This window comes from Mesorhizobium maamorense (genome assembly GCF_044998965.1).
In the GTDB taxonomy this organism is placed as follows: domain Bacteria; phylum Pseudomonadota; class Alphaproteobacteria; order Rhizobiales; family Rhizobiaceae; genus Mesorhizobium.
In genome coordinates this window covers 2,750,307-2,764,957 of sequence record NZ_CP173356.1, presented here as the reverse complement: position 1 = coordinate 2,764,957, position 14,651 = coordinate 2,750,307, and the positions used below count along the sequence as shown (strand labels likewise).

Annotated in this window: 16 protein-coding genes and 1 pseudogene; 13 read left to right on the top strand and 4 right to left on the bottom strand. The window is 63.3% G+C overall.

Annotated features, from left to right (window positions below):
- Positions 1 to 15: 15 nt before the first annotated feature.
- From nthA to ACIU1A_RS14085, 4 genes are all read left to right on the top strand, one after another.
- Entirely contained in the window at positions 16 to 639 is a 624-nt protein-coding gene (gene nthA / locus ACIU1A_RS14100; RefSeq protein ID WP_404927917.1) for a nitrile hydratase subunit alpha, read from the top strand.
- Positions 636 to 1,295, top strand: a complete 660-nt coding sequence (gene nthB, locus ACIU1A_RS14095; RefSeq protein ID WP_140516476.1) for a nitrile hydratase subunit beta — start codon at positions 636 to 638, stop codon at positions 1,293 to 1,295. Before nthA ends, nthB begins: the two co-directional genes overlap by 4 nt.
- Positions 1,282 to 1,644: a nitrile hydratase accessory protein gene (locus ACIU1A_RS14090; protein WP_181172091.1), complete on the top strand. Its 363-nt coding sequence runs from the start codon at positions 1,282 to 1,284 to the stop codon at positions 1,642 to 1,644. The genes nthB and ACIU1A_RS14090 overlap by 14 nt, the downstream gene beginning before the upstream one ends.
- Positions 1,645 to 1,783: 139 nt before the next feature.
- A complete protein-coding gene (locus tag ACIU1A_RS14085) occupies positions 1,784 to 2,911 on the top strand; it encodes an ATP-dependent RecD-like DNA helicase (protein ID WP_140516474.1) in 1,128 nt (375 codons plus the stop codon).
- On the opposite strand, the gene ACIU1A_RS14080 is transcribed toward ACIU1A_RS14085, so the two are convergent.
- Positions 2,904 to 3,305 (bottom strand): STAS/SEC14 domain-containing protein, encoded by a 402-nt coding sequence (locus ACIU1A_RS14080; protein WP_404927916.1) that lies wholly within the window; start codon positions 3,303 to 3,305, stop codon positions 2,904 to 2,906. The genes ACIU1A_RS14085 and ACIU1A_RS14080 overlap by 8 nt on opposite strands.
- Positions 3,306 to 3,417: 112 nt before the next feature.
- Here ACIU1A_RS14080 and ACIU1A_RS14075 point away from each other — a divergent pair, with 112 nt between their 5' ends.
- From ACIU1A_RS14075 to ACIU1A_RS14065, 3 genes are all read left to right on the top strand, one after another.
- Positions 3,418 to 4,158, top strand: coding sequence for a pyridoxine 5'-phosphate synthase (locus ACIU1A_RS14075; RefSeq protein WP_140879874.1), 741 nt, complete (start codon positions 3,418 to 3,420; stop codon positions 4,156 to 4,158).
- A gap of 103 nt (positions 4,159 to 4,261) precedes the next feature.
- The gene (locus ACIU1A_RS14070; RefSeq protein WP_140495382.1) at positions 4,262 to 6,181 is read left to right on the top strand and encodes a potassium transporter Kup; all 1,920 of its coding nucleotides are present in this window, start codon (positions 4,262 to 4,264) and stop codon (positions 6,179 to 6,181) included.
- A gap of 40 nt (positions 6,182 to 6,221) precedes the next feature.
- Positions 6,222 to 7,262, top strand: a complete 1,041-nt coding sequence (locus tag ACIU1A_RS14065; protein ID WP_140559566.1) for an aldehyde reductase — start codon at positions 6,222 to 6,224, stop codon at positions 7,260 to 7,262.
- A gap of 38 nt (positions 7,263 to 7,300) precedes the next feature.
- Here the strand turns inward: ACIU1A_RS14065 and ACIU1A_RS14060 are convergent, their stop codons facing one another.
- Complete coding sequence (locus ACIU1A_RS14060) at positions 7,301 to 8,194, bottom strand: SDR family oxidoreductase (RefSeq protein ID WP_404927544.1); 894 nt, start codon at positions 8,192 to 8,194, stop codon at positions 7,301 to 7,303.
- A gap of 134 nt (positions 8,195 to 8,328) precedes the next feature.
- Here ACIU1A_RS14060 and ACIU1A_RS14055 point away from each other — a divergent pair, with 134 nt between their 5' ends.
- Positions 8,329 to 8,739 (top strand): helix-turn-helix domain-containing protein, encoded by a 411-nt coding sequence (locus ACIU1A_RS14055; RefSeq protein ID WP_140495388.1) that lies wholly within the window; start codon positions 8,329 to 8,331, stop codon positions 8,737 to 8,739.
- A gap of 79 nt (positions 8,740 to 8,818) precedes the next feature.
- On the opposite strand, the gene ACIU1A_RS14050 is transcribed toward ACIU1A_RS14055, so the two are convergent.
- The gene (locus tag ACIU1A_RS14050) at positions 8,819 to 9,556 is read right to left on the bottom strand and encodes a glutathione S-transferase family protein (RefSeq protein WP_140554986.1); all 738 of its coding nucleotides are present in this window, start codon (positions 9,554 to 9,556) and stop codon (positions 8,819 to 8,821) included.
- A 99-nt stretch (positions 9,557 to 9,655) separates the two neighbouring features.
- Here ACIU1A_RS14050 and ACIU1A_RS14045 point away from each other — a divergent pair, with 99 nt between their 5' ends.
- From ACIU1A_RS14045 to ilvC, 3 genes and pseudogenes are all read left to right on the top strand, one after another.
- On the top strand, positions 9,656 to 10,114 hold the full coding sequence (locus tag ACIU1A_RS14045) for a MarR family winged helix-turn-helix transcriptional regulator (RefSeq protein ID WP_404927915.1): 459 nt from the start codon (positions 9,656 to 9,658) through the stop codon (positions 10,112 to 10,114).
- Positions 10,115 to 10,267: 153 nt separating this feature from the next.
- Positions 10,268 to 10,917, top strand: a pseudogene (locus ACIU1A_RS14040) (TetR/AcrR family transcriptional regulator).
- 25 nt (positions 10,918 to 10,942) lie between these two features.
- Positions 10,943 to 11,962, top strand: a complete 1,020-nt coding sequence (gene ilvC / locus ACIU1A_RS14035; protein WP_404927543.1) for a ketol-acid reductoisomerase — start codon at positions 10,943 to 10,945, stop codon at positions 11,960 to 11,962.
- Positions 11,963 to 12,031: 69 nt separating this feature from the next.
- On the opposite strand, the gene ACIU1A_RS14030 is transcribed toward ilvC, so the two are convergent.
- The gene (locus tag ACIU1A_RS14030; protein ID WP_140879876.1) at positions 12,032 to 12,616 is read right to left on the bottom strand and encodes a BA14K family protein; all 585 of its coding nucleotides are present in this window, start codon (positions 12,614 to 12,616) and stop codon (positions 12,032 to 12,034) included.
- A gap of 188 nt (positions 12,617 to 12,804) precedes the next feature.
- On the opposite strand from ACIU1A_RS14030, the gene ACIU1A_RS14025 reads away from it, so the two are divergent.
- Positions 12,805 to 13,917 (top strand): endonuclease/exonuclease/phosphatase family protein, encoded by a 1,113-nt coding sequence (locus tag ACIU1A_RS14025; protein ID WP_404927542.1) that lies wholly within the window; start codon positions 12,805 to 12,807, stop codon positions 13,915 to 13,917.
- 3 nt (positions 13,918 to 13,920) lie between these two features.
- Positions 13,921 to 14,637, top strand: a complete 717-nt coding sequence (locus ACIU1A_RS14020; protein WP_140495404.1) for a hypothetical protein — start codon at positions 13,921 to 13,923, stop codon at positions 14,635 to 14,637.
- Positions 14,638 to 14,651 lie beyond the last annotated feature (14 nt).

Genomic DNA, 14,651 nt, shown 5'->3' with positions numbered 1-14,651 from the left:
CCGTAGTTTATGACCATGTCCCACGATCATGACCACGACAACGAACTCGATCCGTTTGCCGCCCGCGTGCGCGCGCTGGAAACCATTCTCACCCGCAAGGGATTGATCGATCCGGCCGCGATCGATGTCATCGTCGATACCTACGAGACCAAGATCGGTCCGCGCAACGGCGCGAGGGTGGTGGCCAAGGCCTGGAGCGATCCCGCTTTTGCCGAGTGGCTGAAGCGCGATGCGACGGCGGCGATCGGATCGCTGGGTTACACCGGCCGCCAAGGCGAGCACATGCAGGCGGTGTTCAACACCGAAGAGACTCACAATCTCGTCGTCTGCACGCTGTGCTCCTGCTATCCGTGGTCGGTGCTCGGCCTGCCGCCGGTCTGGTACAAGGCGCCGCCCTATCGCTCGCGCGCGGTCATCGATCCGCGCGGCGTGCTTGAGGAATTCGGGCTGACGCTGCCGGCCTCAACAAAGATACGCGTCTGGGATTCGACGGCGGAGTTGCGCCATCTCGTCGTCCCGATGCGGCCTCAAGGAACCGAAGGCTGGAGCGAGGAGCGCTTGTCCGAATTGGTAAGCCGCGATGCCATGATCGGCACTGCGCTGGCCCAAAAACCGGAAAAAACGGGGGATCCGGCATGAACGGCCCGCAGGATGTCGGCGGACAGATGGGATTCGGGCCGGTGGCGCCGGAACGGGACGAGCCGTATTTCCATACCGACTGGGAGCGGCGGGCGCTCGGCGTGACGCTCACCGCCGGCGCCATGGGCGCCTGGAATATCGATGAGAGCCGGCATGCGCGGGAATCGCTGCATCCGGCCGACTACTATGCCTCCAGCTACTACCAGATATGGATCAAGGCGCTGGAAACCCTGCTCAAGCGCCATGATTTCGTCAGCGAGCGTGATCTCAAGGCAGGCGAGGCGATCGATCCGGCGGCGACGCCCAAAAGAGTGCTGAAGGCCCATGACGTTCCGGCAGTGCTTGCCAAGGGCGCTCCGTGTAACCGGCCGGTCGAAACGGCGCCGCGGTTCAGGGCCGGCGACCGCGTGCGGACCAGGAATTTCAATCCGATCGGCCACACCAGACTGCCGCGCTACGCGCGCGGCAAGCATGGGAGGATCGAAGCGGTGCGCGACGGCTTTGTGTTCCCCGACACCAACGCGCATGGGCAGGGCGAGAACCCGCAATGGGTCTATACGGTGGTTTTCGACGGAGCCGAGATCTGGGGCGACGGGGCCGATCCGACGCTGACCGTGTCCATCGATGCCTGGGAGAGCTATCTTGAACCGGCCTGAGGCGAACGGGCCTGCCGGTCTGCCCGCCGGCCTCGATGCGCCCGTCTTCGCCGAGCCCTGGCAGGCCGAAGCCTTCGCGATGACGGTGGCGCTGCACGACAAGGGCCTGTTTTCGTGGAGCGAGTGGGCGCAGGCACTGTCGGCCGAAGTGAAGAAACCCGGCGCCGCGGCTGACGGCCATGACTATTACGAACATTGGTTGGCGGCGCTGGAAGCGCTGCTGGCGTCGAAAGGATTGGCCGCCAAGCCCGATGTCGATGCGATGGCACGGGCCTGGGAGCGCGCCGCGCACGCCACGCCGCACGGCAAGCCGATCCTGCTGGAGAACGATCCGCACGCCGTCGGGTGATCGCGCGGACATGGCGCCCGTTCCCTTTACGTTCCCGTTCTCGCCTGATAGGCTGAAGCGCAGGGAGTTCGCCACCAGGCCGCGTCGATGGCGGTGGCGCTATCTTGTCTTTCTCTCGCGAATCCGGTCACACGATCAGATGGAATTTTCACCCCAACAGGACGAGGCGCTGCAGGCGGTCGCGCGCTGGCTCAAGGCCGGCAAGCCGCAATTGTTCCGGCTGTTCGGCTATGCCGGCACCGGCAAGACGACGCTGGCGCGCTATTTCGCCGAACATGTCGACGGCCAGGTGCAGTTCGCCGCCTTCACCGGCAAGGCGGCGCAGGTGCTGCGCTCCAAGGGCGCGGTCAATGCCCGCACCATCCATTCGCTGATCTACAGGCCCAAGGGGGAGGAATCGGTCGAAGACGAGGTGACTGGCAAGACGTCGATGTCGCCGACTTTTTCGCTCAACCGGCAGAGCCCGATCTCGCGTGCGAAACTGGTCATCATCGACGAATGCTCGATGGTCGACGAGCAGCTTGGCCGTGACCTCTTGAGCTTTGGCACGCCGATCCTGGTGCTGGGCGATCCCGGCCAGTTGCCGCCGATCTCGGGCGGTGGCTTCTTCACCGACCACGAGCCGGATTTCCTGCTCACCGAAATCCACCGGCAGGCGCGCGACAATCCGATCCTGCGGCTGGCGCTCGACGTGCGCGAGGGGCGCGAATTCATGCGCGGCGACTACGGCACGGCGCAGGTGATCGGCAAGGAAGACGTCAACCAGGACCTAGTGCTGAGGGCGGACCAGGTGCTGGTCGGCACCAACCGCACGCGCCGCCGCTACAACCAGCGCCTGCGCGAGCTCAAGGGGTTCAATGCCGACTATCCGCAGGCCGGCGACAAGCTGGTGTGCCTGCGCAACGACCCGGCCAAGGGCCTGCTCAACGGTTCGCTGTGGAAGGTGATGACCTCGTCGCGCGAGACGGTGAAACCTGGCATCAACCTCCTGGTGTCGCCCGAAGAGGATGATCCGGACCGCGGTGTCGCCAAGATCAAGCTGCTCAAGGCGGCGTTCGAGGATCCCGACGCCGATATCCCGTGGCAGCAGAAGAAGCGGTTCGATGATTTCGACTATGGCTATGCGCTGACCGTGCACAAGGCGCAGGGGTCGCAGTGGAACGAGATCGTGCTGTTCGACGAGAGCTGGGCGTTCAAGGAAACGCGCCAGCGCTGGCTTTACACCGCGATCACCCGGGCGGCCGAACGGTTGACGATCGTCAGGTAGCGGAGCCCATTTGCCTGGCGCCGAGCCATTGCCAGGCATCGGCCTCGTCTTTGAAGTGCCTGAGTTCGACCGGCGGCGGGGTAGGGAGGAAGTCTCGCGCCTGCGCCGTCCAGTCCGGCTCGCCGATCGCGGCACAACGACCTATATGCTCTGCGGCCTGCACCGCGCCCTGTCGCAGCGTCTCGTCCGATATGTCGCTCCAGTCGACGCCGTCATGATCGATCACGCGCACCAGCACGTCGATTCGCGGGTGAAGCGCGTAAGCCGCTTCGAGCAGGCCGAACAGGTTTTCCGCGTCGGCCGCCGAGACATGGCCGACGATATCGATGGCGAAGAGATCCTCACGGTCCGTATCGATGCGCCGGATTGCCGGCACGGCTTCGAGGAAATTCAAGGGATCGTATCCTTTCACAAACGTCATCCGATCTTCTGGAACACCGGAAACCCCCTATCTGTTCCCGTCAAAGGCGGTATAGATGCGCCGAAATCGAGCAGGATCCGAAGCCATGCCCGCAAAGCTTTCCGTCAATCTCAACGCCATCGCCATGCTGCGCAACCGGCGCGACCTGCCGTGGCCTGATGTGATCAGGCTTGGCCGCATCGCGCTTGCGGCGGGAGCACATGGGCTGACGGTGCATCCTCGCCCGGACGAGCGCCATACCCGCCGTTCAGACCTGCCTGAGATCAGGGCCTTGATCGACGATGAGTTCCCGCGGGCCGAATTCAACATCGAGGGCCATCCGACCGAGCATTTCCTGGCGCTCGTGGAAAAGCACCAGCCGGAACAGGTGACCCTGGTGCCTGACGATCCCTCCCAGGCAACCTCGGACCATGGCTGGAACTTCATCGCCGATGCAGCGTTCCTGACACCGATCGTGAGACGCCTGAAGAAGGGCGGTTTCCGGGTCTCGTTGTTCTCCGATGCGGATCCTGCCGGCATAAACGCCGCGCGCGATACCGGCGCCGACCGTATCGAGCTTTACACGGGACCTTATGGCAGTTGCCATGCCGATTCCGCCAAGGCGGCCAAGGAGCTGGAAAGACTGGGAAAAACCGCCGATGCGGCCTTTGTCGCGGGCCTTGAGGTCAATGCCGGGCACGATCTGACGGTGAGCAACCTGCCGGCCCTGGCGCGACGCGTTCCGGCATTGGCCGAAGTGTCGATCGGACATGGGTTGACAGCCGACGCGTTGGAGTATGGCATGGCCGGCACGGTGGGCCGCTTTCTCAGGGCTTGCGGGTGGTAATGGTGGCAGCCTCGCGTGCAAAGCATGGCAGCCATAACGCGACGGTACTTGATATTGCATCGCAGCAAGCGTAGAGCACCGCCCGCTTATCGGAGTGTCGTTCATGGCCCTTGCCAACACTGGTAGTGAGGCAGAAACCGTCGAACAATCGAGCCATCCTGAAATCGAGCAGCACAGCACCAAGGTGTTGATGCTCGGCGCGCTCGGCGTTGTTTACGGCGATATCGGCACCAGCCCGATCTACGCGTTCCGCGAGGCGCTGGTGGCGTCGTCGGGCGGCGAAGTGGCCGACCGTGGCGACATTCTTGGCGTTCTCTCGCTGATCATCTGGTCACTGACGATCATCGTCACCATCAAATACATCATGTTCGTGCTGCGCGCCAACAACCGCGGCGAAGGCGGCGTGCTGTCGTTGATGGCATTGGCGCGCGGCAGTTTCCCGAAGCGCTCGGCGATCATCCTGGGCATCGGTATCGTCGGCGCCTCGCTGTTCTTCGGCGACGCCGTCATAACCCCGGCAATTTCGGTGCTCTCGGCGGTCGAGGGCATGAATGTCGTCACGCCGACCTTCCAGCCTTATGTCGTGCCGCTGACACTGGTCATCCTGGCGGTTCTGTTTTCGGTGCAGCGCTTCGGCACCGGCGGCGTGGCGCTGATCTTCGGCCCGATCACCGCGGTCTGGTTCCTGGCTATCGGCCTGTCCGGCCTCAACCATATCATCGCCGATCCGGAAATCCTGTGGGCGATCAGCCCGCACTATATCGTCGCCTTCCTGATCAATTCGCCCGATGTCGCCTTCGTCACCATCGGCGCCATCTTCCTTGCGGTCACCGGCGCCGAAGCGCTTTATGCCGATCTCGGCCATTTCGGCCGCAAGCCGATCGTGCTCGCCTGGCTGGCGATCGTGTTCCCTTGCCTGCTGCTCAACTATGCCGGCCAGGGCGCCTTCGTGCTGGCCAAGAACGGCGTGGTCGGACATCCCTTCTTCGAAATGAACGAAGGCTGGACGCTGATCCCGATGGTGGTGCTGGCGACCGCCGCGACGGTGATCGCCAGCCAGGCGGTGATTTCAGGCGCATTCTCGCTGACCAGGCAGGCGGTGCAGCTCAACATGCTGCCACGGCTGGAAATCCTGCACACGTCGGAAAAACAGTCCGGCCAGATCTACATGCCGCGCGTCAACCTGTTGCTGGCGCTGGTGGTGATGATGCTGGTGGTGGGCTTCGGCGAATCCAGCAGGCTGGCTTCGGCATACGGCATCTCGGTGACCGGCAACATGCTGGTGACCACGGTGCTGCTGTTTGTCGTCATGACCCGCATCTGGAAATGGCGGCTGTGGGTGGCTGTCGCGATGACAGCCTTGTTCGGTTTCATCGATGTCGGTTTCTTTGCTTCCAACATCGTCAAGGTGTTCGAAGGCGGCTGGGCCTCGCTGGCGGTGGCCTTCACCATCGTTCTGGCGATGTGGACCTGGGTGCGCGGCAGCCGTTATCTCTTCGACAAGACCCGCCGCAACGAGATCCCGCTCGATTTCCTGGCCGGCAATCTGTTGAAGAAGAAGCCGCAGCTGGTATCCGGCACCGCGGTGTTCCTGACCAGCGATCCGCTCAGCGCGCCGACCGCGCTGATGCACAGCCTGAAGCACTACAAGGTGCTGCACGAGCAGAATGTGATCCTCTCGGTGGTGACCGCGCCGCAACCGGTGGTGCCCGACAGCGACCGGGTCAAGATGGAGACGGTCAACGAGCTGTTCATGCGGGTGACGCTGACCTTCGGCTATATGGAGCAGCCCAACATCCCGCGCGCGCTGGCGATCTGCCGCAAGCAAGGCTGGAAGTTCGACATCATGACGACGTCCTTCTTCCTGTCCCGGCGCTCGCTGAAAGCCTCGCCCAATTCCGGCATGCCGGTGTGGCAGGACCGGCTGTTCATCGGGCTGGCGCGCACGGCGGCCGACGCCACCGAATATTTCCAGATACCGACCGGCCGTGTGGTAGAGATCGGCACGCAGGTGGCGATCTGACTGTCTCGATCGCCTTGGGCTGACGCTTCGGGGGGCGGGCATGAGCGGCGAATTGGTGCTTGTCACCGGCGGATCTGGCTTTCTCGGCGCCCACTGTATCCTTGAACTGCTGAAGGCGGACTACCGCGTGCGCACGACTGTGCGCTCGGCCAGGCGGCAAGCCGATGTCCTGGCCATGCTCAAGGCAGGTGGCGTCGAGCCGGATGACAGGCTCTCCTTTGCAATCGCCGATCTCATGAGCGATGCCGGCTGGCCGCTAGCCGCTGCGGGCTGCGACTATGTCCTGCACGTCGCCTCGCCGTTCCCGCCCGGAGTGCCCAAGCATGATGACGAGCTGATCATTCCGGCCCGTGAAGGCGCGTTGCGGGTGCTGCGGGCGGCACGAGATGCCGGCGTCAGACGCGTCGTGCTGACGTCCTCCTTCGCGGCTGTCGGCTACGGCAAGATGCCGCCCGACGGCCGTCCGTTCACCGAGGAGAGCTGGACCGATCCGATGGGAAGGGTCAGCGCCTATGTGAAGTCGAAGACGCTCGCCGAGCGCGCGGCCTGGGATTTTATCGCCGCCGAGGGGGGCGGGTTGGAGCTTGCTGCCGTCAACCCCGTCGGCATCTTCGGGCCTGTGCTTGGCCCGGACCATTCGACCTCCACCGAATTTGTCCAACGCATGATGAATGGCGCCATGCCGGGCCTGCCGCGTCTGTCCTTCGGCGTCGTCGATGCACGCGACGTGGCGGACCTGCATGTCCGCGCCATGACCGATCCAGCTGCCAACGGCGAGCGCTTCCTGGCGGTCGCCGGCGATTTCATGACCGTGCGGGAAATCGCGCAAACCTTGAGAAAGCGGCTCGGCAACGCGGCGAAGCGCGTTTCGACCAGAGAGCTTCCCGATTGGCTGGTGCGCATGGTGGGACTGTTCAATCCGGAAGTCGCGCAGCTCGTGCCTGAGTTGGGCAAGGTCAAGAATGCCACCAATGCCAAGGCGGTGCGCATGCTCGGCTGGAAGCCACGTTCGCGCGAAGACGCGCTGGCTGCGACCGGAGAGAGCCTTATTCGGCACGGCCTGATCAAAACATCGAAGTAGGGCGGAGAGTCGAGAACAGACTTCCCGCCGCGTGGATTTCAACCTGCCAGGGCAGCCTTGTTCGCCTCGAGGAATTGTCTCAACGTCCTTGGCGTCCTGCCGGAAAGCATCTCGATCGCGTCCGTCACCATGGCGATGCGGCCGGCCCGCGTGTTGACGTCGAAGGAAACGATGACGCCGGCAAAATCCTCGGGAACGCCTGATGCCTTTACCCCTTCGGTCAGGACATCATCCGAAACCTGCACGACATCGAGCGGCTTGCCGGTGACTTCGCTGACGAGGGCGGCGATCTCTGCCGTCGTGTACGCTTGCGGGCCAGTCAGCGTGTAGGTTTTGTTGTCGGTCGTGCCAGAAGCGAGACCGGCGGCGATCGCCGCTGCCATGTCTTCGCGTGCGCCATGGGCGATGCGGCCTTCGCCGGCGGACGTGTACCAGTGCCCCGAGGCGATCGCGTGCGGCAGCGCCATGAACAGGTTCTCCTGGTACCAGCCGTTGCGGAAGATCGTGTAGGGGATGCCGCTCGCCTTGATTGCCTGCTCGGTGCTGTAGTGGTCACCGGCAAACAGGACCGGCGACACCGGTTCCGGGTTGGGCATCGAGGTGTAGAGCAGGTGCAAAACGCCGGCGTTTTTGGCCGCCGCGACTGCATTCTCGTGCTGCTTCAGGCGCTTGCCGCTTTTGAGATCGAGATCGCCGGTCGAAATGATCAGCGCCTTGTCGGCGCCCTTGAATGCGGTTTCCAGCGAAATGGCGTCGTTGAAGTCTGCGGCCCTGACAACGAGGCCGCGCACCGCCAAATCTGCCAGGCTTTCGGGATTGCGCGTGGTGGCGATGATCTTTGCAGGCGGAGTTTTATGCGCGTCCAGGAGATAGCGGATGACGCCGCGGCCAAGCTGGCCGGAGGCGCCGGTGACGAGAAGGGTTTCGGTCATCGGAGATCCTGATTTGTGCCGAAGCGGCGGGTGCTCTAGTGGTCTCAGAAAGAGACCAGCACTAAAATAGGAATTGACCTGCCACCGTAAAGGAGGCAGTTTTTCGGGAGGTAGGCACATCCAGGGAACCAGCGATGGACGGCAAGGTCACCAATCTGAAATCGAAGCTGGAGACCTACAAAGCGATGAGCGGGGGCGGTAATTTTGCCGACTGTCCGGTTCGCAATGTCATCCAGGGCGTCAGCGGCAAATGGAGATCGCTGCTGGTGATGGCGCTGGCTGAAAGGCCGTATCGCTTCGGTGAGTTGCGGCGGCTGGTGCCCGACATTTCGCAGCGCATGCTGACCCAGACACTGCATGATTTGCAGCGCGACGGCTATGTGCATCGTGAAGTGTTCCCGACCAAACCACCGAGCGTTGAATACAGCCTGACCGATCTCGGGCGCTCGATGTTCGGCGCCTTTCATCAACTGATCCTATGGGCCGAACTCAACCATGATGCGGTGCGCGAAGCGCGTGCGGATTTTGATGCCGCCCAGGCATAAGCCGCGGGGTGGCGCCGCGACGCCGCGCATTCGCCGCAGTTCCTCGCCTCAATGGTGGCCGGCACGGTGGTCCATCCGTTCAGGCGAACTGGGCTGGCGGAAGCGCGCTGGCCGGATCGTTCTTGCGAATGACCGTCGAAAGATACGATCCCTTCGCCCGCAGGAAGGCATGCAGGCGCAGTGGATAGTCCTGCGCCACGGCATGCTTGACGGACGGGCGTCCACTCAATGCCTGGCGCCAGGCCTGGACGAGCGGTTTGCCGTCCAGAATGCCGAAATCGCCGATCCGGTCGAAGGTATCGATGTAGCGGAAGACAGGGCCGTAGACTGCGTCGACGAGCGAAAAGCGCCCGCCTTCGAACCATGGTCCAGTCCGGCCGGCTTCGCCCGCCAATTCGGTCTCCACACGATCGAACATTTCCGACAGCGTCCGAGACTCGGCAAGGAATCCTGCCTCGGTCGACGCCGAATAGAATCGGCCGACGGCGTTGAGGATGGCTGAGCCATACTCGATCCAGGCACGATGCCGGGCACGGGCATAGGGGTCGGCCGGGTGGAGGGGATTGGCCTCAGTTTCTTCGAGGAATTCGAGGATGACGGCGGATTCGAAGATCACCGTCTCATCGTTCCCCCGCTGCACGCGCAGCAGCGGCACCTTGCCGAGCGGCGAGACCGCCTTGAACCAGTCAGGCTTGTTGGCGAGGTCGATGTCGACGCGCTCGAACGGCACGCCTTTCTCGGTCAGCGAGATCGCCGCACGCTGGACATAGGGGCAAAGGGGATGGCTGACGAGAATGAGGGTGTTGGCATGTTTCATTGGGGTTTGCCTCTCGATCGATGCATTCGCATCTATCTAGATGCAAATGCATTTATCGTCAAGCTTGATGCAATTGCATCTATCTCGTATGCTGCCGTCATGACCGACACAGCCATGCCATCGCCGGAGGCCATCAAGACCTGGGCACGCCTGATGCGGGTATCGCGCCAACTGGTGGAACGTGCCGAAGACGCGCTGAAGGAAGGCGGCCTGCCGCCGCTTGCCTGGTATGACGTGCTGCACGAACTCGCTGAGGCGGGCGAGGGCGGCTTGCGGCCGTTCCAACTGATCGAACGAACCCTGTTCGCGCAGTACAATATTTCGCGGCTGCTGGCCCGACTTGAAGCCGATGGGTTTGTCGAGAAGCTGCCGGTGGCTGATGACGGCCGCGGCCAAACCGTCCGCATCACGGCCAAGGGACGAGAGACGCGCCGCCGTATGTGGGCCGTCTATGGCAGGTCGATCGCGGAGCTGGTTGGCGACAAGCTCTCGCCGCAAGAACTGAACACGGTATCGGCCTTGGTTGGGCGGTTGCGCGATCCGCCAGCCGGCGACTGAACATACGCGTTGCGCGGCTGCGGGGACACGGGAAAGACATTTCATCATTTTGCCCTTGCGCCGATCTTCGGATTGCGCAATATGCCGAACCGTAACGTACGGTACTGAGCTCGGGCGATCTACGGCTCTACCATCAAACGGGAACAGAGCGTGTTGCAGGCAAATGCCGATATCGACAACGGCGAAGCGCTGACGGAGCGTCAGAAGGCGGTCCTGGATGCAGCGCTCCGCCTGCTGGTCGAAGAGGGCGACAATCTGACCATGACCGCAGTGGCGCGGCGGGCGAGCTGCTCCAAGGAAACGCTCTACAAATGGTTCGGCGACCGCGACGGACTGCTGACGGCGACGGTGCAATGGCAGGCCTCGAAAGTGCGGGTGACGGCGGTCGACGGCAGGGGGCTCGACCTTGCGTCGTTGGCCGCGAGCCTGGAGCGATTTGCTTCCGACTGGCTGAAGGTCATTTCCAGCGACACTTCTGTCGCGCTCAACCGAGTGGCGGTCGGCCATGCCGGTTCGGGCAAGGATGATCTTGGCGCGGTGGTGCTGGAGAACGGGCGCTTTGCCCTCGCCAAGCGCCTGAAGCCGGTGCTGGAGGCCGGCCGCCAGGTCGGGCTGCTCGATTTTTCGGACGCCGAGACGGCGTTCCGTACCTTTTCGGGCTGGTCGCCCGCGACGTGCAGATCCGTCTCCTGCTCGGCGACCGGCTGGAATTGACTGAGGCGGCGATCGGCGGTGATGCCGTCCGCGCGACGCAGCAGTTTCTCGCTCTTTTCGGAGCAAAAACCGGGCCGCGAGGCCTCTGATCTTCAAACGGGAAGGAAGACAAAAATGCGCGTCTATTACGATCGTGATGCCGATCTCAACCTGATCAAGGGCAAGAAGGTCGCCATCATCGGCTATGGCAGCCAGGGCCGGGCGCATGCGCTCAACCTCAAGGATTCCGGCGCCAAGGAGATCGCCATCGGCCTCAAGGCCGGATCGGCGACCGCCAAGAAGGTCGAGGCCGACGGGCTCAAGGTGATGAGCGTGGCCGACGCCGCCAAATGGGCCGACCTGATGATGATGGCGACGCCCGACGAATTGCAGGCCGACATCTACAAAAACGAGATCGCGCCGAATATCCGCGACGGCGCGGCAATCGCCTTCGCGCATGGCCTCAACGTGCATTTCGGCCTGATCGAGCCGAAGTCGACGGTCGACGTCGTCATGATCGCGCCGAAGGGGCCCGGCCATACGGTGCGCGGCGAATACCAGAAGGGCGGCGGCGTGCCGTGCCTGGTCGCCGTCAACCAGGATGCTTCGGGCAACGCACTCGACCTCGCGCTCTCCTACGCCTGCGGCGTCGGCGGCGGCCGTTCGGGTATCATCGAGACCAATTTCCGGGAGGAATGCGAGACCGATCTGTTCGGCGAGCAGGTCGTGCTGTGCGGCGGCCTGGTGGAGTTGATCCGCGCCGGGTTCGAGACGCTGGTGGAAGCCGGCTATGCGCCCGAAATGGCCTATTTCGAGTGCCTGCACGAGGTCAAGCTGATCGTCGACCTGATCTATGAAGGCGGCATCGCCAACATGAATTACTCGATCTCGAACACCGCCGAATGGGGCGAATATGTCTCGGGGCCGCGCATCATCACCGCAGAGACAAAGGCCGAGATGAAGCGGGTGCTGAAGGATATCCAGACCGGCAAGTTCACCTCGGAGTGGATGCAGGAATACCGTGCCGGCCTGTCGCGTTTCAAGGGCATCCGCCGCAACAACGACAGCCATCAGATCGAGGAAGTCGGCGCCAAGCTGCGCTCGATGATGCCGTGGATCTCCAAGAACAAGCTGGTCGACAAGGCGAAGAACTGAGCGATCCACGCTCCAAAAGAAACGGCGCCGCGCGGCGCCGTTTTTTATTGCAGGATTGTGCGGCCTGGCTCAGCGATAGGGCGAGTAGCACTGCTGGCGTGGGCCGTTGTAGGGCTGGAAGGTGTTGTCGTAAGCGCGATACGAGCGGTATCTATTGTAGCACCACCGGACATGGGCGCTCGACAGCCGGCCGGCGCGATAGTAGCGGCGCGGCGGTGCATCGTAGTAATTGTAGTTGTTGTACATGCTGCCGAGGCCGAGCCCCAAGCCAAGCCCCAGGATCGCGGCGCCGGCGCTGTCATCATAGTAGCGGCCGCGATAATGGTGGCGGCGCCAACGCCAATCATCGCCGCCGTTCCAGTGACGGCCGCTCCAGTGACGACCGCTCCAGTGACGGCCGCCCCAATCGCCGCGGTTCCAATTGCCGTGGTTCCACCCGCCCGACCGGCGCCATCTCCAGTCGTTGTTGAAGCTCCGGTTGTTGCCGCCGGCCCAGCTGTCACGCACAGGCGTAACCGTCGGCGCCGCGGTGCTGGCTGGGATCGACAGCTCCGGCTGAAGGATTGGTCCGGCAGCGGATGGTGCCGTGATGCCGGAGAAGATACCGAGCGCTATCAGCCCGGATTTGACTGTGGAAGAAAAGAGCGCGTTCATTGCACTTCTCCAAGAGAACAGGCCCCACGCCGACCCTGGGATGGGCCCACTGTGGGTCTTTGCGTCTGAACGGCGGATGAACGGAAAGGTTCCCTCAACCATGGCGCGAGGCGCGCCAGGATCAATCGATTCCAGCTGGTGGTTGCCCGGCCTTGTTTTCTGTCGCGCTTGCGGGCAAAGCTCATGATATGTCGCTGCGCCTTGCAACCTTCAATGTCGAGAACCTGATGAACAGGTTCGATTTCTCCGGATACCGCAACCAGCTCAACGAGGACCGGACGCTGGCTCTCTTCGATATCCAGAGCGAGGCCGAGTACAAGATGCTGGAGCAGGCCCGCGCCATCGCGCAGTCGGACGACATGCGGCAGCTGACGGCGCTGGCCATAGCGGCCACGCGCGCGGATATCATCTGCATGCAGGAGGTCGACAATATCGAAGCCCTCAAGGCGTTCGAATATGGCTATCTTTTCAAGATGGTGGGGCAGGGCTACCGCCAGAAGTACACCGCTACCGGCAATGATTCGCGCGGCATCGACGTCGCCGTGATGATGCGCAGCGAGACCGCGCAGGGCCAGCCCATCGAATTCGTGCGCATGACCAGCCACGCCTATGTGACCTATGAACAGTTCGGGCTGCACACGCCGGAGCTGGCGGCGCTCGGCAACCAACCCAATGAACGCATCTTCCGGCGCGACTGCCTGGAAGTGGACATTACCGTGGGCGGCTCGCCGCTGACGCTCTATCTCGTGCACTTCAAGTCGATGGGCTCGCCCCGCAACGGGCTCGACGGGCGTGAAGCGACGATGCCGATCCGCATCGCGGAGGCGCAGGCGGTGCGCCGGATCATCGAGGAGCGCTTCGGGGCGGATCATGCAGCCGACAAGCGCTGGGCGATCTGCGGCGACATGAACGATTACCGCCAGCGCGTGAAGATCGCCGGCGACGAATTCGACGGCTATCGTTTCGAGGTGGTCGACGAGAACCTGTCCTGCATCAACGTGCTGACGGCTGGCGGTTTTTGCGAAAACGTGGTCGAGAGGCGGCCGGAAATGAACCGCTGGACCTTCTACCACACGCGTGGGCCGCAAGAGCGGCATTTGTGCCAGCTCGATTATATCCTGCTGTCCAAGGGATTGGCGGCTAAGAACGCCACCGCCGTCCCGGACATCATCCGCAACGGCCAGCCCTGGCGCACGATCTTCCCCGCCGGCCAGGAAGTGGAGCGCTTTCCGCGCGCCGGCTGGGACCGGCCCAAGGCATCGGACCATTGTCCGGTGGCGACCACGCTGGACATGGCCTGAGCCGTGAGCTTCGACCTGCCGCGCAACGTTATTTTGCCGGTCGACGCCGTCGACGTCAGGCTCGATCCCGGCCCGCATCCTTTCGCGCTGGACAACGCCGAGGCGATTGCCGCGAACTGGCAGCACGAGATCGCGGCCAACCCTGCGCTGTTCGACGGTCCCGTGGTGCTGCTTTCGCGACTTGCCTGGCGCGACAATCGCCTCGTCGGCCGGTGCCACGCGGTCAACTACTCCACGTTCATGCTTTGGCGTAAACGGCGCGAGAATTCCGGCGCCGAGCACGCCTATGCCCATGCCATGCTTGTGGCCGGCGACAATGCGCTGGTGGCGATCCGCATGGCAGCCCACACCGTCACTGCCGGCCGCGTCTATTTCGCCGCCGGTTCATTCGAACCGGCGGATTTTCGCGACGGCCTCGTCGATGTCGATTTCAACATGATCCGCGAGGTGCGGGAAGAAACCGGCCTCGACATTTCAGGCGCCGCACGCGGCCTGCACTACCATGCCCTGTCGACGGAAAGCGGCACGGTGATCTTCCGCCGATACAGGGTTCCCGAGCCCGCCGAGGAGATCGCGCGGCGCATCTCGGCCTTCGTCGCAACCGAGGCCGAACCGGAGATCGTCGGTCCGGTCATCATCCGCCACGCCGCCGACCTGCCGCACGGGCTGATGCCGCACATGAAGCCGCTGATCGAGTGGCATTTTGCGAACGCGGACTAAACCTTACCTTCCGT